Source organism: Agrobacterium sp. OT33, assembly GCF_017313365.1.
Lineage (GTDB): Bacteria > Pseudomonadota > Alphaproteobacteria > Rhizobiales > Rhizobiaceae > Agrobacterium > Agrobacterium rhizogenes_A.
This window is the reverse complement of sequence record NZ_JAFLMZ010000003.1, coordinates 237,386-256,857: the sequence shown is the minus strand read 5'-3', so window position 1 is coordinate 256,857 and position 19,472 is coordinate 237,386. Positions and strand designations below refer to the sequence as shown.

General features: G+C 61.1%; 15 protein-coding genes. 7 read left to right on the top strand and 8 right to left on the bottom strand.

Annotated features, from left to right (window positions below; translation table 11 throughout):
• Positions 1–7 precede the first annotated feature (7 nt).
• From pth to JZX88_RS08745, 4 genes are all read right to left on the bottom strand, one after another.
• The gene (pth, locus tag JZX88_RS08760) at positions 8–724 is read right to left on the bottom strand and encodes an aminoacyl-tRNA hydrolase (RefSeq protein ID WP_174029962.1); all 717 of its coding nucleotides are present in this window, start codon (positions 722–724) and stop codon (positions 8–10) included.
• Positions 725–815: 91 nt separating this feature from the next.
• Positions 816–1,529: an ABC transporter substrate-binding protein gene (locus tag JZX88_RS08755; protein WP_065113866.1), complete on the bottom strand. Its 714-nt coding sequence runs from the start codon at positions 1,527–1,529 to the stop codon at positions 816–818.
• Between the two features lie 16 nt (positions 1,530–1,545).
• Positions 1,546–3,933, bottom strand: coding sequence for an EAL domain-containing protein (locus JZX88_RS08750; protein WP_142857108.1), 2,388 nt, complete (start codon positions 3,931–3,933; stop codon positions 1,546–1,548).
• Positions 3,934–4,232: 299 nt separating this feature from the next.
• Positions 4,233–4,841, bottom strand: a complete 609-nt coding sequence (locus JZX88_RS08745) for a 50S ribosomal protein L25/general stress protein Ctc (RefSeq protein WP_065113864.1) — start codon at positions 4,839–4,841, stop codon at positions 4,233–4,235.
• Between the two features lie 306 nt (positions 4,842–5,147).
• On the opposite strand from JZX88_RS08745, the gene JZX88_RS08740 reads away from it, so the two are divergent.
• The 3 genes from JZX88_RS08740 (at position 5,148) to adh (ending at position 9,971) form a co-directional block, all read left to right on the top strand.
• Positions 5,148–7,232: a bifunctional diguanylate cyclase/phosphodiesterase gene (locus tag JZX88_RS08740; RefSeq protein ID WP_065113863.1), complete on the top strand. Its 2,085-nt coding sequence runs from the start codon at positions 5,148–5,150 to the stop codon at positions 7,230–7,232.
• 108 nt (positions 7,233–7,340) lie between these two features.
• Complete coding sequence (locus JZX88_RS08735) at positions 7,341–8,300, top strand: helix-turn-helix domain-containing protein (protein ID WP_065116024.1); 960 nt, start codon at positions 7,341–7,343, stop codon at positions 8,298–8,300.
• Positions 8,301–8,453: 153 nt separating this feature from the next.
• Positions 8,454–9,971 (top strand): aldehyde dehydrogenase, encoded by a 1,518-nt coding sequence (gene adh / locus JZX88_RS08730; protein ID WP_206913286.1) that lies wholly within the window; start codon positions 8,454–8,456, stop codon positions 9,969–9,971.
• Positions 9,972–10,145: 174 nt separating this feature from the next.
• Here adh and JZX88_RS08725 read toward each other — a convergent pair whose 3' ends face one another.
• Complete coding sequence (locus tag JZX88_RS08725; protein WP_206913284.1) at positions 10,146–12,410, bottom strand: methyl-accepting chemotaxis protein; 2,265 nt, start codon at positions 12,408–12,410, stop codon at positions 10,146–10,148.
• 186 nt (positions 12,411–12,596) lie between these two features.
• On the opposite strand from JZX88_RS08725, the gene JZX88_RS08720 reads away from it, so the two are divergent.
• Genes JZX88_RS08720 through JZX88_RS08705 form a run of 4 tightly spaced genes read left to right on the top strand, consistent with a single transcriptional unit; the run spans position 12,597 to position 16,065 of the window.
• Positions 12,597–13,436, top strand: coding sequence for a glycosyltransferase family 2 protein (locus JZX88_RS08720; RefSeq protein WP_065116023.1), 840 nt, complete (start codon positions 12,597–12,599; stop codon positions 13,434–13,436).
• A gap of 20 nt (positions 13,437–13,456) precedes the next feature.
• On the top strand, positions 13,457–13,744 hold the full coding sequence (locus tag JZX88_RS08715; RefSeq protein ID WP_065113860.1) for a lipid-A-disaccharide synthase N-terminal domain-containing protein: 288 nt from the start codon (positions 13,457–13,459) through the stop codon (positions 13,742–13,744).
• Positions 13,719–15,227 carry a glycosyltransferase family 39 protein gene (locus JZX88_RS08710; RefSeq protein WP_206913283.1) on the top strand — a complete coding sequence of 503 codons (1,509 nt, stop codon included), beginning with the start codon at positions 13,719–13,721 and terminating at the stop codon, positions 15,225–15,227. Before JZX88_RS08715 ends, JZX88_RS08710 begins: the two co-directional genes overlap by 26 nt.
• Complete coding sequence (locus JZX88_RS08705) at positions 15,217–16,065, top strand: phosphatase PAP2 family protein (RefSeq protein ID WP_142857100.1); 849 nt, start codon at positions 15,217–15,219, stop codon at positions 16,063–16,065. The genes JZX88_RS08710 and JZX88_RS08705 overlap by 11 nt, the downstream gene beginning before the upstream one ends.
• 243 nt (positions 16,066–16,308) lie before the next feature.
• Here JZX88_RS08705 and JZX88_RS08700 read toward each other — a convergent pair whose 3' ends face one another.
• The 3 genes from JZX88_RS08700 to JZX88_RS08690 form a co-directional block, all read right to left on the bottom strand.
• Positions 16,309–17,241, bottom strand: a complete 933-nt coding sequence (locus JZX88_RS08700; protein ID WP_065113857.1) for a ribose-phosphate pyrophosphokinase — start codon at positions 17,239–17,241, stop codon at positions 16,309–16,311.
• A 220-nt stretch (positions 17,242–17,461) separates the two neighbouring features.
• Complete coding sequence (locus JZX88_RS08695) at positions 17,462–18,229, bottom strand: hypothetical protein (protein ID WP_206913282.1); 768 nt, start codon at positions 18,227–18,229, stop codon at positions 17,462–17,464.
• 90 nt (positions 18,230–18,319) lie between these two features.
• Positions 18,320–19,471: a Xaa-Pro peptidase family protein gene (locus JZX88_RS08690; protein WP_110756045.1), complete on the bottom strand. Its 1,152-nt coding sequence runs from the start codon at positions 19,469–19,471 to the stop codon at positions 18,320–18,322.
• Between the last annotated feature and the right edge of the window lies 1 nt (position 19,472).

Here is a 19,472-nt window from a genome sequence, read left to right as displayed (position 1 = left end):
CCGCGGTCTAGTCCTTCTTGCCGAACATGCGCTTCAGCATTTCGGCCATCGGGCCGGTTTCCGGCAGCTTTTTCGGCTGCGCGCTGTTGCGTGCCTGATGGATGTGGGATTGCGCGGCGGGCTTGGCTGCCTTGGCCGGTTTTTCAGCTTCCGGCTTGCTGCCCGTGGCGAGCGCCAGCTTGTTCATCAGCTGTGAATCCTCTGATTTCACCAGCATGGCGGCATTGTCGGCAATGGCGTCCAGAAGCGGATCGAGCCAGACACGGTCGGCCTTGGCGAAATCGCCGAGCACGTGGCCATGCACACGCTCCTTGTCACCGGGATGGCCGATGCCGAGGCGCAGACGGCGGTAGTCCTTGCCGCAATGGGCGTCGAGCGATTTCAGGCCGTTATGGCCGCCATGACCGCCACCCGTCTTGATGCGCGCGCGGCCGGCCGGAAGATCGAGTTCGTCATGGATGGCGATGATGTCGCCGGGCGCCAGCTTGAAGAAGCGCATGGCCTCGCCGACGGATTCGCCTGACAGGTTCATATAGGTCAGCGGCTTCATCAGCAGGACCTTTTCGCCACCGATCTCTCCTTCGGAAATCTCCGCCTTGAACTTCCTCGACCAGGGCGAAAAGGAGGGCAGGCGCTGCAGCGCGTCGACGGCCATGAAGCCGATATTGTGACGGTTTCCCGCATATTGCGCGCCGGGATTACCAAGTCCTGCAATGATCTTCATGGGGCATGTCCGCGTTTTACCTGATGATGCTGTTGTCACCATCCCGAAATCCGCCGGCTGTCAATCTTTTTATGGATTTGCGGGATGCCGCTCAGGGGCTGACGAGGTTGTAGCGGTCGAATATGCGCTGCTGCGTTCCGTCAGCGATCAGCCTGTCCAGCCGGGCCTGCAGTTTGGCGATCAGGGCGTCGGGAACGCTTTTATTGCAGGCAAGCCCCAGCTGTTGTCGCGTCAGGGTTATCACCTCCCTGAACGTATCCGCCGGCAGGCTTCTGAAGGTGCTTTCCGACATGGGCATCAGGTCGATGCGCCCGGCTTTCAGCTTGTGAAGCGTGATCTGGAAATCCGCCCCGACATCCACCTGCGGGAAACCGAGCGTTTCCAGAAGGGTTTCGGTATAATCGCCGCGCTGGGTCCCGACCCGGTATTTCCTGGCGTCCTCAAGACTGGAGATACTGATATCCGCTTTGCGGCGAGCCACGAGGATGTTGCGGTCGATATGGATCGGCGAGACCCATTTGAAGAGCTTTTCCCGCTCCTGTGTCCTTGCCGTGGCAAAGACGCAATGCATGGCCTGTGTCGTGGCCAGGGCGATCGCCCGCGCCCAGGGCATGACGGCGACCTCATAACTGGTGCCGGTTTCCTCCAGCACGATCTTCAGCTGATCGAAATAGACGCCCCGCACGCTGCCGTCAGCGGCCTGCAGACTATATGGGGGGTAGATTTCGGTCGTCAGGAAAAGCTTGGCGGCGCAGGCCGGGCTGGCGAGAGCAAGAAAGATCAGGCAAAAGCGGATCAATCCCATATCTCTTCCCTCCGCCCTACGCCTGCCGTGCCGCAATGCGGCCCATAGCGGATTGTCCTTCCAATGCGGTGATCAGTCCGCTGATAGGCTGCGGCCGGGCGAAGAAATAGCCCTGACCGTAATCGGCGCCTATATCGGCAAGAAGCTCCTTCTGCTCCTGCGTCTCGACGCCTTCGGCGATGACGGAGCAGTTCATCTTGTGCGAGATGGCGGCAATGCCTTCGACAAGCATACGGTTGCGCTGCCTGATTTCCATCGCGTCGTCGCAGATCGAGCGCGTGAAGGACTGGTCGATCTTGACGATGTCGACCGGGAAACGGCTGAGATAGCTGAGCGAGGAATAACCCGTGCCGAAATCGTCCAGCGCGATGCGGCAGCCCAGCTGGTGAATGGCATTGAGGATCGCCCGGATTTGCGGATCGTCCTTCATGATGACGGCTTCGGTTATCTCGATGACCAGCCGCTTGGGAAGAATGCCATGGCGGTGCAGCACGCCGGCGATGCGTGTCGGCAATCCCGGCTCGAACTGCAGCGGTGAGAAGTTCACCGCCACATAGGTCTGCTCCATGCCCGGCAGGCGCGACAGTCTGGCGAGATTGGCGATCGACTGATCGAGGATAACGTTGCCGATGCGATGGATGGTGCCGTTCTCTTCCGCAAGGCTGATGATGGCGGCGGGAGAGAGCAGACCCTTGTCCGGGTGATTGAGACGCAGCAGGGCCTCGAAGCCGGCCGTCTGGCCGGTTGCGAGGTCCTGAATCGGCTGGAAGTAGGCTTCGAACCAGTTTTCGGAAAGCGCCTGCGCGATATCCCGCTCCAGTTCCGCATGTTCGCGCGCCCGATCCATGATCGAACTGTCGAAGACCTGGGAACCATTCTTGCCCGTTCTCTTGCGGGTATACATCGCCATGTCGGCATTCTGCAGAAGCTCGGAGGCGCTGGAAGCGTGCAGGGGGTAAACCGCCATGCCGATGCTGGCGCTGAGGCGGATGCTGTTGCCGGCAATCTCGAAAGGTGTGTCCAGTATGGCGCAGATGCGTTCGCAGAACTCGAGCGCGCGCTCTTCCACCTTGTCGCCGGCCAGCAGGATGGCGAATTCGTCGCCGCCGAGCCGCGACGCGCTGTCCAGCGCCGTCAGCAGCGGTTCGAGCTTCAGCGTGAACTGCTTGAGAACCGCATCACCTGCCGCATGACCAAGATTGTCGTTGATGGCCTTGAAGCGATCGAGATCGATGAACAGGCAGGCCAGTTCGCTGCCGTTTCTGTCCGCTTCGCGGATCTGCAGGTCGAGGATCGCCTCGAAACCCTGACGGTTGAAGAGGCCGGTCAGGTGGTCGGAAATGGCCTGCTGGCGGTTGCGTTTTTCCGACTGGCGCAGTTCGGTCACATCCGTCATGACGCAGAGGCAGGTGCTCTGATGCACGGCATCGCCGGAATCGAGAGGCTTTTCGAGGATAAGCGCATCCATCACGCTGCCATCCATGCAATGAAAGCGGACGGTAATGCCGGCATGCGAGACATCTGGTGACTGCTGTGCTGCCTTGCGTTGCCGGAAGAGCAGGCGATCATCCGTGTGGATGAGATCGGCGAAGTTCAGGCCGAGTATCCTGGCGCGATCGTAACCGGTCGCCTGCACCCAATAGTCGCTGACGGCGGCGATCCGGTCGTGCCTGTCGAGCGAGAACAGCATGGCGGGTGTGCGGTTGTAGATTTCCGTCTTGCGTTCGTGGGCATTCTTGATCTCCAGCTCTTCCTTTTCGAGCTGGGTCTGCATTTCGTTGAAGCTTTTCGCCAGCCGGCCGATTTCGTCCTTCGACCGCCAGTCGACATGGTGGCGGGAGCCGAGACGACGTGTTGCCTCTATCGCTGCCGCGAGCCGCATCAGCGGCCGGATGACCATGAAGCGGTTGCCGGCAATCGCCGCCAGAACGATGGTGAGAATGGCGAGAACGAAAATCGTGATGAAGGCCATCTCGGTGCGGCTGAGGGAGGTGAGAAGGCTGACGCTGTTGTAGTAGACCGTCAGTTCCCCGACGGTGATCGTGCCTTTCGTCGTCTTGTAGGTCACCTCGCGCGTCGTCGTGGCCGCATCCTGAATGAACTCGCTGCCGGCCGTCTGCACGATATCGAGCTGGCCGGACGTGTCCTTGACCTCGACCATCCTGATCATCGGGTCGGAAACGAGGGTTCCGGTAATCTGGTTTATCGTGTCGTCGTCGAGATCCCAGAGGGGGCGGGCGAGTGCCTGTGCATTGGTCGACAGCAGAATTTCCAGGTGATTGCGCTGGCTACGGATGGCCTCGTTGTAGGAAAGCGTCAGCAAAAGCGTGAAGAGCGGGGCGACCACTGTGAGAAGTGCGCCGGAAACAATCGCGATAAAGCGACTTTCGACGGAATGAGCCATGTTCGATTGCAGCTACCCTTTGCCCCAGAATTGCTGCGCTCCGTTTCACCCATCCGGAGAGAACTTCGCGAGGGTTTCGGCAAAAGCCCTGTTTCCTCACGATGTTTCCCGGCCCGTCCGGTGTTTCCACGACAGCGCAAGGGTATCGTTTCATGGAAGTGTTAATCGACGCTGAAACAGGGGCCGCATCCTGCACAGGCGGCAAGCTTTCTGGTTTTAAAGTTCATAAAAACTAAAAGGCCCGTTCCGGAAGGGAACGGGCCTCAAGTCTCGAAACTGTCCGGCCTTGCGGCCGCCGATTATTCCTCGGAAGCTTCTTCAGTCGCTTCTTCTGCAATGCCCGCAGCCGGAGCTACGATCGTTGCGATCGTGAAGTCACGGTCAGCGATGACAGGCGTGATGTTCTTCGGCAGCTTCACACTCGAAATATGAACGCTGTCGCCGATCTTCAGACCGGTCAGATCAACCGTGATGAACTCCGGAATGTCGTTGGCCGGGCAGTGGAACTCGACCGTGTGGCGAACGATGTTCAGAACGCCGCCGACCTTGATGTCCGACTTTTCTTCGTTTTCGAAGTGAACCGGAACTTCGACGTTGACGAGCGTGTTGCCCGAAACGCGCAGGAAGTCGACGTGCATGGTGAAGTCGCGGACCGGATCAAGCTGGTAGTCCTTCGGGAGGACCTTGATCTTCTTGCCGTCGACGTCGATGACCGCAACCGTCGTCATGAAGCCGCCAGCGTGGATACGCTTGGTCACTTCGTTGGTCGAAAGCGCGATGGAAATGGGGGCCTGCTTGTCACCATAGATGACAGCGGGAATCAAACCGTTGCGGCGAAGTTCACGAGAGGACCCCTTACCAACTCGTTCGCGCGCCTCGGCCTTGAGCTCATACGATTCTTTGCTCATGGCAATTCCTTTCGAGGTTATATGGAGAGTTCATGCCGAACAAAGCGGCCTGAACCGGAGAGGCCTTAAGGCCATCCCGCCCGCGTTGCCTCCAAGGGTGTCTACACGGGTGCGGGCGCTATAATACAAACGGCACATAAAGACAAGAGTGATCCGTTTTTGCCCGATACCTAGTCATGATTTCATTAGTTGCAACTAATGCACTCGCTTGTTGCAACCTTTAATATATACTTATCCATTCATATAAACCCCGTGAAAACCTGATAAATGATAAGGCTGCGCAAAATTCCAATAGCGTAGACGCCAATGCTCACAGTTCTTCAGTGCCTTACCATCGATCACGACTTCCGGTACACCGCCGCAGCGGTCTTCGTCTGCATGTTGGGAAGTTTCGTTACGATACGCCTTTTTTCGAGGGCGCGCCTGGCGACGGGGGTGCAAAAGATCAACTGGCTGTTTCTGGCCGGCGTAAATGGCGGTGCGGCGATCTGGACCACCCATTTCGTGGCGATGCTGGGTTATGTCGCGGCGGGCGATGTGGGTTACGATCCCTATCTGACCGGGCTGTCGCTGCTGATCGCCATTACCACGACCACCATCGGCTTCGGTATTTCCGCCTATGCCGGGCGCAGCGTGCTGGTTGAGGCGGGCGGGGTTACGCTCGGCCTCGGCATCGCGGCCATGCACTATACCGGCATGGCGGCCTATAATGTTCAGGGCATGCTTTTCTGGAACCAGACCTATGTCATCGCCTCGCTGGTGCTGGGGGCGGTGCTGGGCGCCGTTGCGGTCAACCGGGTTGCGCGGCCTCTCAATCGCTTCTGCCAGTATAGCGCGGTGACATTTCTCATCCTGGCCATCGCCTCGATGCATTATACCGGCATGGCGTCGATGTCCTTCGCCTTCGATCCGCGCGTGGTCATTCCCGAAAACCTGCTGCCGCCGGCCATCATGGGCGGCGGTGCCATCGCCGTGACCCTTCTGCTGCTGGCGCTCGGACTTTCCACCTATGTCATCGATGCCCAGTCCACCCAGCAGGCGGTTGCCCGCTATCGCCATCTTTCGCTGCATGACCCGCTGACGGGCATTCCCAACCGGGCGGCTTTCATCGAGCATCTCAACCGTCGCACGCGCCATGTGTCCATGGGTGCGCATACCGCGCTTCTGTCCATCGATCTCGACCGCTTCAAGGAAATCAACGACGTCCACGGTCACGCGGCGGGTGACGCCGTGCTGCGCGCCATCGCCGACCGTGCTAGCTCCGTGCTGAAGGCCGGGGAGTTTCTGGCGCGCATGGGTGGCGATGAATTCGTGGCGATGACCCATTCCTATTATACCCGCGCCGATGGTGCGGAATTTGCCCAGAGGCTGATCGAACAGATCAGCAAGCCGGTGGAATGGAACGGTCAGACGTTTTCCGTCGGCGCCAGCGTTGGCATATCGGTCCGAAACAGCGGCTCCATCGATGCCGATACGCTGATGGCGCAGGCCGACGTTGCCATGTACCGGGCAAAAGGCGGCAGTTCGGACACGATCTGTTTTTACGACAAGTCCATGGATGAAGCGGCGCGCGAACGCAATGCGCTTGCCATCGCCATGCGCAGCGGCCTCGCCAACAACGAATTCGAGCTTTATTACCAGCAGCAGAATGATACCCGCAGCGGCAGCATTGTCGGTTTCGAGGCGCTCCTGCGCTGGAAACATCCCGAACGCGGCATGGTCTCTCCCGCGGAGTTCATTCCGATTGCCGAACAGACCGGCTTTATCGTCGAACTCGGCGAATGGGTTCTCCGGGAAGCCTGCGTGCAGGCGGCGCTCTGGAAAAAATCGCTTGCGATCGCGGTGAATGTCGCGCCACAGCAGCTCGCGGACAATGATTTTCCCGAAAAGGTTGAGAAAATTCTCTCGGAGACGGGGCTTGCGCCGGAAAGGCTCGAGCTGGAGATCACCGAAGGCAGCATCATCGCCGACCACCGCCATGCGCTGCTGACCATCCGCAAGCTGAAGGCGCTGGGTGTCAAGATCGCCATGGACGATTACGGCACGGGTTATTCCTCGCTATCGACCCTGCAGAGCTTCCCTTTCGACAAGATCAAGATCGACCGCGCCTTCATAGACGGCCTTTCGACCAATGTGCAGTCGGAGGCGATCGTTCGCTCGACGCTTATCCTGGCGCACAGCCTCAATATTCCGGTGCTTGCGGAAGGGGTGGAGACCAAGGCCCATATCGAGTTCCTGCGCCGCGAAGGCTGCCTGCAGGTACAGGGCTTCTTTTTCGGCAGGCCCGGTCCGTTGAACTCCATCGCCAATCTGGTGGATGACACGTTTCTTGCGCCCGAGGACGAGCCGGATGCCGCGGCTGATCGGCGTCGTTACTTCAAGGCGGTCTGATTTTCGGGCGCAGCCCGCGGTTGCGCCCCGCAATGGCGGTCGCGAAGTTTTTAGTTGAAACATGAACGCTTCCAGCGCACCATCGCCGAAAAGCTTTGGGAGGAGCGTATGCCGACAGACATCGCCCATGCAGAACGCGTGTATGAGACCGCACGCCACCGTTCCGCAGCCGCAAGTTCTCCGATTGTTGCCTCGTGGCGCCGCTGCATGGTCAAGCACCGTCTTGCGCCGGAGGAAAACCGCAAGCCGATCTTTCTCAGCGATTTCGAGTTTCGCCGCGCCCGTGAAAGCGCAGCCGGCCTGATCGCCGAAAGCACGGATGAACTGGACCGGATTTTTCACAGCGTCGGCAGGGCCGGCTGCTGCCTGCTTTTGACCGATGCGCAGGGTGTTGCGCTGGAGCGGCGTGGCGCTGCCGGCGACGACCGTGATTTCCGCGCCCTCGGTCTCTGGTCCGGCGCGGTCTGGAGCGAGGCGAGCGTGGGTACCAACGGCATCGGTACGGCGCTTGTCGACGAGCGCTCCGTGGTGGTCTATCGCGACCAGCACTTCTTTACGTCGAATACCGAGCTCTGCTGCACCACTGCGCCGATCCGGGATCACACCGGCCGGGTGACGGGGGCGCTCGATATTTCCACCTGCCGCGATGATATCAACGAGATGACCTTCTCCTTCGTCACGCAGGCGGTGAAGGATGCGGCGCAACGCATCGAGGGCAATCTTTTCCGCCGCGCCTTTCCCGGCGCGCGTATCGTTGTCGTGCCGACCGGTTTCGGCGCGGCGCTTTCGCTGCTGGCCGTGGATCAGGACGATCTCGTGCTGGGTGCGACACGCGCCGCACGCCTTGCGCTGAAGCTTGACGATCACGCCATCGCACAGGGTTTGCCGGCCGCGGATATTCTGCAGGAACAGCGCCATGACAGCGGTTCCGACCTTGCTGAAGCGGAGCGTTCGGCGCTGCGCCGGGTGCTGTCGCGCACCAACGGCAATGTCACGCAGGCCGCTTCCCTGCTTGGCATCAGCCGCGCCACACTGCACCGCAAGATGAAGAAGCTGGCCGTGCATTAAGGCTGTTTCAGCCGTCCCGCCGCGTGTCTGTCGCAGATGTGAGACAATGTGCGCTGCGGAACCGCGCCACCCCTCTACCGAACCGCACCATCTGGGCCCACCTTCCTCTCATGCGATCCGTCGCGGATCGTTTTCATCAGGGAGGATGAAACAATGAATATTCAGGTTCAGCAGAAAGCCGGCGAAGCGCCCTTCAAGCTGAAATACGGCAATTACGTCGGCGGAAAATGGGTGGAGCCGAAATCCGGCCGCTACATGGATAATCTTTCGCCGGTCACGGGCCACAAGATCTGCGAAGTGCCGCGTTCGGATGCGGCCGATATCGAGTTCGCGCTGGATGCTGCCCACAAGGCCCGTGACAAATGGGGCAAGACGAGCATTATCGAGCGCTCCAACATCCTGCTCAAGATCGCCCAGCGGATCGAGGACAATCTCGACCTCATCGCCCGGGCGGAAACCTGGGACAACGGCAAGCCGCTGCGCGAGACCACCAATGCGGATATTCCGCTCGCCATCGACCATTTCCGTTATTTCGCGGGCTGCATCCGCGCCCAGGAAGGCACGATCGGCGAAATCGACAACGACACGGTCGCCTATCACTTCCATGAGCCGCTCGGCGTTGTCGGCCAGATCATCCCGTGGAATTTCCCGATCCTCATGGCCGCGTGGAAGCTCGCACCGGCGCTTGCCGCCGGCAACTGCGTGGTGCTGAAGCCGGCGGAACAGACACCGGCCTCCATTCTCATCGTGATGGAACTGATCGAAGACCTGCTGCCGCCCGGCGTCCTCAACATCGTCAACGGTACGGGCCTCGAAGCCGGCAAGCCGCTGGCGCAGAGCAACCGCATCGCCAAGATCGCCTTTACCGGTTCCACCTCGGTCGGCAAGGAAATCATGCGTTATGCCGCCGACAACGTCACCAACATCACGCTGGAACTGGGCGGCAAATCGCCGAACATCTTCTTTGCCGATGTGATGAACGAGGACGACGCCTTCCTCGACAAGGCGCTCGAAGGTTTCGCCTTCTTCGCGCTCAACCAGGGTGAGGTCTGCACATGCCCGTCGCGGGCGCTGGTGCATGAGTCGATCTATGACCGCTTCATGGAAAAGGCCATCAAGCGCGTTCAGGCCATCAGCCAGGACGATCCGCTCAATCCGTCGACCATGCTGGGCGCACAGGCCTCGCAGGAACAGTTCGACAAGATCATGAGCTATCTGGAGATCGGCAAGAAGGAAGGCGCCAGGGTTCTGACCGGCGGCGACCGCAAGACGCTGACCGGCGATCTGAAGGACGGCTATTACATCCAGCCGACCGTCTTTGAAGGCAACAACAAGATGCGGATTTTCCAGGAGGAAATCTTCGGTCCGGTTGTTTCCGTCACCACTTTCAAGACGGTGGAAGAGGCGCTCGAAATCGCCAATGACACGGTTTACGGTCTGGGTGCCGGCGTCTGGAGCCGCGATACCAATATCGCCTATCGCGCCGGTCGCGGCATCGAGGCGGGCCGTGTGTGGACCAATTGCTATCACGTCTATCCGGCGGGTGCGGCATTCGGTGGCTACAAGCAGTCGGGCATCGGTCGCGAGACCCACAAGATGATGCTCGACCACTACCAGCAGACCAAGAACCTGCTGGTTTCCTACAGCCCGAACAAGGTTGGCTTCTTCTGAGGTCCTCCCCGGAAGCCGGCGACGGATCATCGTGATGTCCAGGACGCCGGCGTGTTCCCAGGGGCTTCGGCCCCTGGGAGCCCGGTTACAAACAAAAAGGCCGGAGGATTGCCTCCGGCCTTTTTGCTGATGGGAGCGGAAAACTCTCCCCCGTCATCTTCGTGTCTGTCGCGATCAGGCGGCGTAGCGCTGGTCCCGTTGCCGGCTATCACCGACGGAGAATTGCCCGACCTGTTCGGTCAGCCCATCCGCCTCGCTTGCCAGCGAGAAGGCGGAGGCGGTGGTTTCCTCCACCATCGCCGCGTTCTGCTGCGTCACATGATCGAGTTCGTTGACTGAGGCATTGATCTCGCTGAGGCGGCCGGACTGTTCGCGCGATGCGGTGGCGATTTCACCGATCTGGTCGTTGACCGACTGGATGCGCTTCTGGATCTGCTCCAGGCTTTCACCGGTCTTCAGCACCAGCGCCACACCGCTTTCCACATCGCCCGCCGAGGTGGCGATCAGCGTCGTGATGTCACGCGCGGCGGCGGCGGATTTCTGCGCCAGTTCGCGAACCTCCTGCGCCACGACCGCAAAGCCCTTTCCGGCTTCACCGGCGCGCGCGGCTTCCACACCGGCATTCAGCGCCAGCAGATTGGTCTGGAAGGCGATCTGGTCGATGACGTCGATGATCTGGCGGATCTTAGACGACGAGGTTTCGATACGCTCCATGGCGACGATCGCCTCTTTCACGACGGCCGTGGACTTGTGCGCATCCTGCATGGTGTCCGCCGTCGCCGCGACGGCGACGTTGCAGCGCGACAGCGAGAGATTGACGGCCTGCGTCATGTCTCCGAGTGCCGCTGCGGCTTCCTCCAGGGCTGCGGCCTGGCGTTCCGTGCGCCGCGACAGGTCTTCCGATGCGCTTTTCAGCTCGCCGGAGCCGGAGCGAATGGCGTTAGCGCTTTCGCCGATATTGGAGATCGTCGCCTCCAGCCCGGCCATGGAATTGTTGAAGTCGACGCGCAGATGATCGAGCGACGGCACGAAGGGTTTTTCAATGCGAAGATCGAGCCTGCCGGCGGCCAGATTGGCAAGACCGGTCGCGAGCGCGTCGACGGCTTCTTCCAGTTCCCTGGCGCTTCTTGCCTTTTCCATTTCCCGCTGGGCGCGTTCCTCGTCCAGCTCCTCGCCCTTGCGCTGGGCTTCGGTCTCCATGCGCTGCTTGTCGAGAATGCCCTGGCGGAAGGATTCCAGCGCGCGTGCCATGGTGCCGATCTCGTCGCCACGGGAAACCGCCTTGATCTCGATATCGTTCTCACCGCCGTTGAGGCGCTGCATCAGCCCGGCAAGGCCGGTCAGCGGTTTGGTGAGGCTCGCGGAAACGAAAATGCCAACAAGCGTCATGACACCGAGCACGGCAAGCGTGGCAAGCGTTGCCCAGAAGGCGAGATCGTTGGCGGCCGCGAGAACCTTGCTTTCCTGCTGGCCGATGGCAAGAAGATGCTTCTGCCCGAAGACGGAGACCGGACGATAGGCATAGAAAATATTGCCTGCAGGCGTCTGCGCCATCAAGGTTCCCGCCTCGCTTGCGCCCGCAAGGGCGGCGAGGCTTTCGGAAACGGTGGCATCCGCACCGCCGGAGAGCACGCCGGCGCGGCGTTTGCCCTCGGCGCTCAGAAGAACGGCGTCATCGATGGTCTTGCCGGTTTCCTCAGGGGTGACGACCGCGCCGACGCGGTCGGCCGAAATGCGCATGATGACGGCGCCCTTGCGCTGGAGCTGGCCCCAGTTGGAGACGGCGAGCGGCATGCCGATCATGGCCGAGTCATTGGCGCCGTTGCTGAAGCCCGTGGTGCTGACGACGCCGTCCTTGCCGGCTTCGATACGGTCGAACAGGTCCTTGATCGCGGCGTTCTGCGGTTCCGTCACGTTGGTCAGGAAGTTCTTTCCCTTGGTGACGGTGTAAATAATGAGGCCGGTCTTGTCGATCACATAGATGTCGCTGACCCGGGTGTTGCGCCAGACGCTGGCGATGGTGGAATTGATGGTGGCGTGGCGGATGGCATAGAGCAGCCGCAATCCTTCGCCGTTGAAGGAGGCGCGCTCCTCCTCGGAGACGCCTTCGCGGCGGAACGCCTGGATGATCGCATCCTTTTCCGTCGGCACGACATTGGTCATGGTTTCCAGTGCCTGGGCGATCGCGGCATTCTGCGACAGTTCGGAAATGCTCTGTTCAACCCGCAGCGTATAGGCGTCCAGCTGCTTGGACTGGTTTCCCGCAACCGTCTCCAGCCGGATCTCGCTGGCGTCGATCAGACCGGACTTGCCTATCTCATAGGACAGGAGCCCGACGGACAGGCATGAAACCAGAGTGGCGCCCGTGACGAGCGCTGCAAATTTGGCCTTGATTGACAATGATTTAGCTTTGACAGCAGTCGGATTTACACCCGGCATCTGTTTCCTCCCCCAAAAAACGTGGCCGCAGCGTCGCAACAATTGTTTACGGCCACGTTAAAGGGCTGAAATTTGTATGATTATTTCCCGCATACCGTGAAAAAATCGCTGACCGGCAGGGGCGCCGCGCCCGTAATAAAACTGCAACAGAACGGGCGCATACCGTGCGAAGTTCAACGGTCGTTCATATTCATGCAAGCTTTTCGCGCTCCATCTCCTGCCACTATCGATGATGTTTGCGGAACCCGCGCAGACGGATATGACGGAGCCACCGTGAGATCTATCCCGGATTTCGCCGTTATCGTGCCCATGCACAATGAAGAAGCGAGTGTCGAAACACTCGTGGCGGAGATCGTGGCTGCGTGCCAGCCGGTCGGCCGGTTCGAGATCGTCGTGGTGGATGACGCATCCTCGGACCGCACGGCGGAGGCCGTTCTCGCGCTCGGCAACCGTTATCCCATGCTGCGGCTGGTGCGGCACGACCGCCAGGGCGGGCAATCGGCGGCAATCCACAGCGGCGTGCAGGCGGCGCGCGCGCCCGTCATCTGTATGCTGGACGGAGACGGGCAGAACCCCCCGGACAATCTGCCCGCGCTTCTTGCGCCGCTGCTCGCCGCCAATGCGCCGGGCCGGCTCGGCCTCGTGGCGGGCCAGCGCGTCGGCCGGCGCGATACGCTTGGAAAACGGCTCTCCTCGCGCTTCGCCAATGGCCTGCGGGCGCGCATCTTGAAGGACGGCACGCGGGACACCGGCTGCGGTCTCAAGGCCTTCCGTCGCGATGCCTATCTTGCCTTGCCCTATTTCGATCATCACCACCGCTATTTCCCGGCGCTGTTCAACCGCGACGGCTGGCAGGTGGCCCATGTCGATGTCACGCACCGGGCACGGCTGCATGGCAATTCCCATTACACCAATATCGGACGCGCGCTCGTCGGCATCCACGATCTGATCGGCGTCGCCTGGCTGCTGCGCCGGCGCAAGCGGGCAAGCTGGGCCGAGACTTTCAAAACGGAGACATTGCCGTGAATGCACCGGCTTTATGGTCCATGCTGCATGTGAACAGCTGGAAGGAATTCATCTGGGTCTTGACCGGCTTCATGGGGCAGATGCTGTTCACCATGCGTTTTCTGGTTCAATGGATTTCCTCGGAGCGGGCAAACCGCTCGGTCATCCCCGTGGCCTTCTGGTATTTTTCCGTTCTCGGTGGGCTTGTGCTTTTGTCCTACGCAATCTGGCGGCGCGATCCGGTCTTCATTCTGGGTCAGGCATCCGGCCTGTTCATCTATGCCCGAAATCTCTGGTTGATCCATGCAGAACGCCGCCAGCACGCATAACGGGGCCACGTTGCCCTATGCGCAGGCGGGCGGGCAGCGGCAATGGATGACGCTGGCGCTTGCGGCCATCGTGCTGGTGACGGTGCTGCGTATCCTCGGGCTTGCCTTTAACCGCACGGATCTTTTCGTCGATGAGGCGCAATATTGGCTGTGGGGCCGCGAAATGGCTCTGGGGGCCTATTCCAAACCACCGCTGATCGGCTGGCTCATCCGCGCGGCAACCATTCTTGGCGGCGGTGAGGGCACTTTTCAGGTGCGGCTGGCCGCACCCGTAGTGCATGGCGTCGCGGCGGCGGCCATTCTCGTTCTCGGGCGGATGATCTACGACGTCAGGCTGGCTTCGCTTGCCGCGGTCGTCTATCTGACGCTGCCTGCCGTGACGCTCGGCAGTCTGCTGATCTCGACCGATACGCCGATGATGCTGTTCATCGTGCTGTCGATGATCGCGGTGCGCAAGCTGGCGCAGGCCCGCAGCGAGGGCAGGGGGGCGATGCTCTGGAGCCTTGCGCTCGGTCTCTGTTTCGGCCTCGGCCTGATGTCGAAATATGCGATGATCTATTTTCTGCCCTGCTTCATTGCGGCCGGCTGGCTCTGCGAGGCATGGCGCATCCGGCTGCGTGACGCGGGGGTCGCGGCCCTGGTTTGTGTCACCGTCATCGCTCCCAATCTGTGGTGGAACGCCGCGCATGATTTCATGACCGCGCGTCATACGGCAGACAATGCGAACTGGCATGGCATTCAGCTGAAGATCGGTCCGGCGCTCGAGTTTTTCTTCTCGCAGGCGGGCGTTGTCGGGCCTTTCGTCTTCGTTGCCATGATCATCGCGACAATTCGTGCGAAGAATGCTGAAACCCGGGCGCTGGTGGCGCTTTCCGTGCCGATCGTGCTTTTGATCACGGCGCAGGGGCTGATGTCGCGGGCGCTCGCCAACTGGGCGGTGGGTGCCTATGCGGCCGGTGTGCTGCTGGCGGTGCCGGTCCTGGCATCCCGACGCTGGCTGACTGTTTCCACGCTCGTTCTGGGCGGCATCGTCGCCGTCGCGCTGCCTGTCATGACGATTGCCGGGACGGAACTGCGCCTGCCGAGCGGCGAACTGGCGATGAAGCGGTATCTCGGTCGTTCCGAGCTGGTATCGACCGGCCTGTCGCGGGCACGTGAGGCGGGGGCGGATGCCATCGTTGCTTCCGACCGCTCCATACTGGCCGAGCTTTTTTATCAGCTGCGGGACGAGAAACAGGTCCTGACGCGCGCCTTGCCTGAGACGGGGGTGCCTTCCAGCCACTATGCGCTTCTTTACCCGTTGAAAGCCGGCGAAGCTGAAAATCCCCTGTTTCTGGCAAGCGCGGATGGTCTGCCGTCCTGCCTTGCCGGCGAGGCGTCGGTTGCGCGCTGGACCGCCGGACCGGGTTTCCTCGAGGGCCGGGAAATAGGGCTGTGGCGCCTGCTGCCGCAATGCATGCCGGAGGGCGCCAATGGACAATGATCTTTCCCATATGAGGATTACCATCTGGGTGACACTCGCGACATTGGCGATCGTCATCCTGTTCGCGACCTTTCCCTCTATCGACCTCCGGTTCTCCGCCCTGTTTTTTTCTCCGGTTGAGCAGCCCTGGTCCGGCCGCGAACCATTTCCCGAATGGCTGCGGGACACGCTGCGCGAAGGCACGGAGCTCGCCACTCTTCTGGCTTTTGTAGTCCTCGTCGGTAATCTGCGGCTGGGTACCCTGCAAAGAACCGGCTGGCGGGTCTGGGCCTTCCTGTGCGGGCCGGTGATCCTGTGCGCCGGGCTTCTCGTCAATGGCGTGCTGAAGGCGACGATCGGCCGGGCGCGTCCGTTCAGCGTCACCGAATTTGGCGGGCAGCAGCTCTTCACGCCGCCTTTCCAGTTCAGCACGCAATGTTATTCGAACTGTTCGTTTTCTTCGGGCGAAACCGCGCTGATCGCGAGCTTCTTCCTGCCGCTTTGTGTGCTTGTCTGGCCCCGCCTGCGGTCGCGCGGCCGGTTTGTGGTGGGCACAATCGCCGCCGGAGCCGTCGTTCTCATGTCCGGCCTTCGTATCGCGGCCGGAGGACATTTCCTTAGCGATGTGGTGATGTCCGTGCTGTTTTCCGCCCTCACGACGCTGTTTCTTTACCGGGTTCTGGCAATAAGCCGCCACCGCCACCTGTTCACCGGCACTGCCGTCTCGGCCGATACGGTGAGCATTTGGCGCAACGGTCGCCATGCTGTGCTGACGCGGGTTCGGCGCTGGTGGCCGAAAATCAAGGCCGCCGCCTCCCGGCTGCAACGGCCACCGGATGCGGGTGCTGCCTCGTCTTAAGAGGAAGTCGGGGCGCGGCATCAATGAGATGAAAGGCGAAGTGCGCCGGACACTCCCGTGTCATCTTCGGGCTTGTTCCGAGGATTTGCAGCCTGGTGATTCTATTCAACGTGATCAAATCCCCGGCGCAGGGCCGAGGATGGCGTCGAAAATATCTGCACCGGACCTCAGGGCCGGCCGCAGCCTGCCCGGAAATTTAAACCGGACAGCGGTTGGCAGTCCCCAGGGCGATTGCTGAAGCTTTCAGTCAAACAGGCCGGAAACCGACTGTTCCTGCGCGGTGCGGTTGATCGCTTCGCCGAGCAGGCCGGCCGTGCTGACCACGCGGATATTGTGCGCGGATTGCACGCCGGTGGTCGGCTGGATGCTGTCGGTGATGACGAGTTCACGCAGCTTCGAGGAGGCCACGCGGGCAACAGCGCCGCCGGAAAGCACGCCGTGGGTGATATAGGCGGTGACGCTGGTTGCGCCCTTCTTCAGCAGCGCTTCCGCCGCATTGCAAAGCGTGCCGCCGGAATCGACGATGTCGTCGATCAGGATGCAATCCTTGCCGGCGACGTCACCGATGACGTTCATGACTTCGGATTCGCCCGGACGGTCACGACGCTTGTCGACAATGGCCAGCAGACAGTCGAGGCGCTTGGCCAGCGCGCGGGCGCGAACCACGCCGCCAACATCGGGCGAAACGACCATGACATTGTTTGTGTCGTAGTGGTCCTTCACGTCGCGGGCGAGAATGGGCGCTGCAAAGAGGTTGTCGGTCGGAATATCGAAAAAGCCCTGGATCTGGCCGGCATGGAGATCGAGGGTGAGAACGCGGTCGGCGCCGGCTTCGGTGATCAGATTGGCGACGAGCTTGGCGGAAATCGGGGTGCGGGGGCCAGCCTTGCGGTCCTGGCGGGCATATCCGAAATAGGGAAGCACCGCCGTGATACGCTTTGCCGAGGAGCGGCGCATGGCATCGATCATGATGAGCAGTTCCATCAGATGATCATTTGCCGGGAAGGACGTGGACTGGACGACGAAAACGTCCTCACCGCGTACATTTTCACCGATTTCTACGAATATTTCCTGGTCGGCAAACCGCTTTACGGTGGCATTTCCGAGAGGAACATTAAGATACTTGCAGATCGCTTCGGCAAGGTGCCGGTTCGAATTGCCTGCGAAAACCTTCATTGCGGCCGCCTGTTTCCATGCCATCGCCTTGCGCCACGGGGCTTAATCCGCCGTAACCAAGCGTCGTTCAAGGGGAGGAACATCCGGCTGAAAAGCCTTTGCCGGATACGCCTTGTTGCCATGCGCGCCTTAATAGCGCTGTTGCTTCCGATTGCAAGAGGACTCCGCGCTTTCGCAATGATTTTCGTGAAATCTCTGTGACTTCTCCCGCCGTTTCACCTCATCCCCGTTGAGTTTGCTTCCATGACGAATAGTCGTTCAGCGTTTTTGCGGCGATATCCTGCATGACCCTGTCGGTTACGGCGGCCCATGGATCGCTGCCCCTGGCCGTCACCGTTTCCTGTCCCTGAAGGCGGTGCAGCCGCACGCCATTGGCGTCCAGAATATCCCAGACGTAAACGACGTTGACCTTGCTGCCATCGGCGAAGGCGGAAAAATATCCCTTCAGGATGTTCTCGGCAGAATTGTCGTTCGAGGCGCGGATGGTCAGCCCCTTGGCCCGGGCTTCCGCACCGAGCTGCCGCGACAATGGCGTGACGGCCTGAACGGGGGCGCCGATGATCGGCAGGAAGCGGATGGTATTGCCGGAGGTGGCGGGTGCAAGCGACGCCGTCTGCTGCGAGGGCGGTGGCTGGCCGCCTGCGGGAGATGGCGCGGATGGCTGGTTCTGGCCACGCAGCGGCTCGCCATACTGGTTGCCGCTGGAAAGCGCCTGTGCCTGCGCCTGCAGGGAATTCTGCGGCGCATAGGCGGGCACGGAAGATGCGGTTGCCGGGGCGCCTGCCGGGGCGCGGTCGGCGGCGGCGGCCATCTGGTCGAGATCGCCCTGCGTCACCGGCGTCGATTGCGAGGTATTGTGGCCGACATCCACCTGCGGTGTCAGCGCCTCCGTGGTGTTGCAGCCCGAGAGAACCAGCAGCAGCGCCGGAACGACGAGAGCCGGAAAGGCAAAGGCTGGACAAGGGGAGGTAAGCCCCCTCCGGCTCATGTGACGTTTCCTCTCATGTTCCGCTCCTTCTTGCCCAAGGTGGCGGCAATGTAAGGGCGGTTTTCCCGCTCTGTCAAACCCGGCGGTGATTTAAGCTGTGAGAAGATCGAGGCCATGGCGCGACAGGGGCTCCGGAGCGCCGTCCGTGGTCAGATAGGTCTGGCCGAGCGTCATGGCGGTGCCGGAATCGGAATCCATGACGATCATGTGCACGAACAGCGTCATATCGCCTGTGATTTCCTGCGGATTGCCGGCATGGAACATCTGATGCTCCATCCAGGACGGGGAGAAACGCGCGCCCAGCGAATAACCGCAGGAGTTCAGCCGGTGGCGGGTCAGACCGCGCTCGTCCATGACGCGGGCGTGCATGTCGAAGACATCGCCGAAGGTCTTGCCCGGACGCAGCACGTCCTCGATGGCGGTGAGGTTTTGCAGGCAGGCGCTGTAAAGCTCCTTCTGGCGGAAATCCTGTTCGCCGATCACCACCGTGCGCATCATGGCCGCATGGTAGTGGGCGCTGACGCCTGCCCATTCCAGCGTCAGCTGATCCCTGGTGTCGAGTTTGCGGCGGCCGGACTTGTAACGGCATAAAAGCGCGTCCGCTCCCGAACCGATGACGAACTCATTGGCGGGATAGTCGCCGCCGCCAGCCAGAATCGCCCCCTGCATCGCCGCGAGAATTGCGGCTTCATCCGCACCGGGCCTGATGAGCGGCAAAGCCGCTTCCAGCGCTTCGTCGGCCAGCTGGCCGGCCCTGCGGGCATAAGCGATCTCGGCAGGGCTTTTGACGAGCCGCAGGGTGCTGACCAGATAGGAGGCGTCGCTCATCTGGCAGAAGCTGGCAAGCTGGTTGTCCAGCAGGCGGGCGACGCGCCCCGTCATGCCGTGGGTGTCGTATTCCACCCCGACCTTTGCGCCGAGCAGATCAAGATCGCTGAGAAGATTTTTAAGATCGAGCGTCGGGTCGGCGTTGGGCCGGTCGACCCAGATGAGGATATTGTCGATGATCGAGGTATTGCGCGCCTGACGAAGATCGGCCGAACGGGTCAGCAGTGTCATGGAGCCGTCCGACTTGACCACCAGCGTCTGAAAGAAACAGTAGCCGAAAGTATCGTAGCCGGTCAGCCAGTACATGCTTTCCTGCGCGAAAAGCAGCAGGGCGTCCAGTTTCTCTTCCGCCATTTTCGCAAGCAGCCGCTCGCGGCGGGCCTCGAATTCCGAAGGCTCGAAGTGCAGGGCCATG

Coding starts and splice junctions, on each gene's coding strand:
- pth (WP_174029962.1), bottom strand. CDS start 724: ATGAAGATCATTGCAGGACTTGGTAATCCCGGCGCGCAATATGCGGGA.
- JZX88_RS08755 (WP_065113866.1), bottom strand. CDS start 1,529: ATGGGATTGATCCGCTTTTGCCTGATCTTTCTTGCTCTCGCCAGCCCG.
- JZX88_RS08750 (WP_142857108.1), bottom strand. CDS start 3,933: ATGGCTCATTCCGTCGAAAGTCGCTTTATCGCGATTGTTTCCGGCGCA.
- JZX88_RS08745 (WP_065113864.1), bottom strand. CDS start 4,841: ATGAGCAAAGAATCGTATGAGCTCAAGGCCGAGGCGCGCGAACGAGTT.
- JZX88_RS08740 (WP_065113863.1), top strand. CDS start 5,148: ATGCTCACAGTTCTTCAGTGCCTTACCATCGATCACGACTTCCGGTAC.
- JZX88_RS08735 (WP_065116024.1), top strand. CDS start 7,341: ATGCCGACAGACATCGCCCATGCAGAACGCGTGTATGAGACCGCACGC.
- adh (WP_206913286.1), top strand. CDS start 8,454: ATGAATATTCAGGTTCAGCAGAAAGCCGGCGAAGCGCCCTTCAAGCTG.
- JZX88_RS08725 (WP_206913284.1), bottom strand. CDS start 12,410: ATGCCGGGTGTAAATCCGACTGCTGTCAAAGCTAAATCATTGTCAATC.
- JZX88_RS08715 (WP_065113860.1), top strand. CDS start 13,457: ATGCTGCATGTGAACAGCTGGAAGGAATTCATCTGGGTCTTGACCGGC.
- JZX88_RS08710 (WP_206913283.1), top strand. CDS start 13,719: ATGCAGAACGCCGCCAGCACGCATAACGGGGCCACGTTGCCCTATGCG.
- JZX88_RS08705 (WP_142857100.1), top strand. CDS start 15,217: ATGGACAATGATCTTTCCCATATGAGGATTACCATCTGGGTGACACTC.
- JZX88_RS08700 (WP_065113857.1), bottom strand. CDS start 17,241: ATGAAGGTTTTCGCAGGCAATTCGAACCGGCACCTTGCCGAAGCGATC.
- JZX88_RS08695 (WP_206913282.1), bottom strand. CDS start 18,229: ATGAGCCGGAGGGGGCTTACCTCCCCTTGTCCAGCCTTTGCCTTTCCG.
- JZX88_RS08690 (WP_110756045.1), bottom strand. CDS start 19,471: ATGGCCCTGCACTTCGAGCCTTCGGAATTCGAGGCCCGCCGCGAGCGG.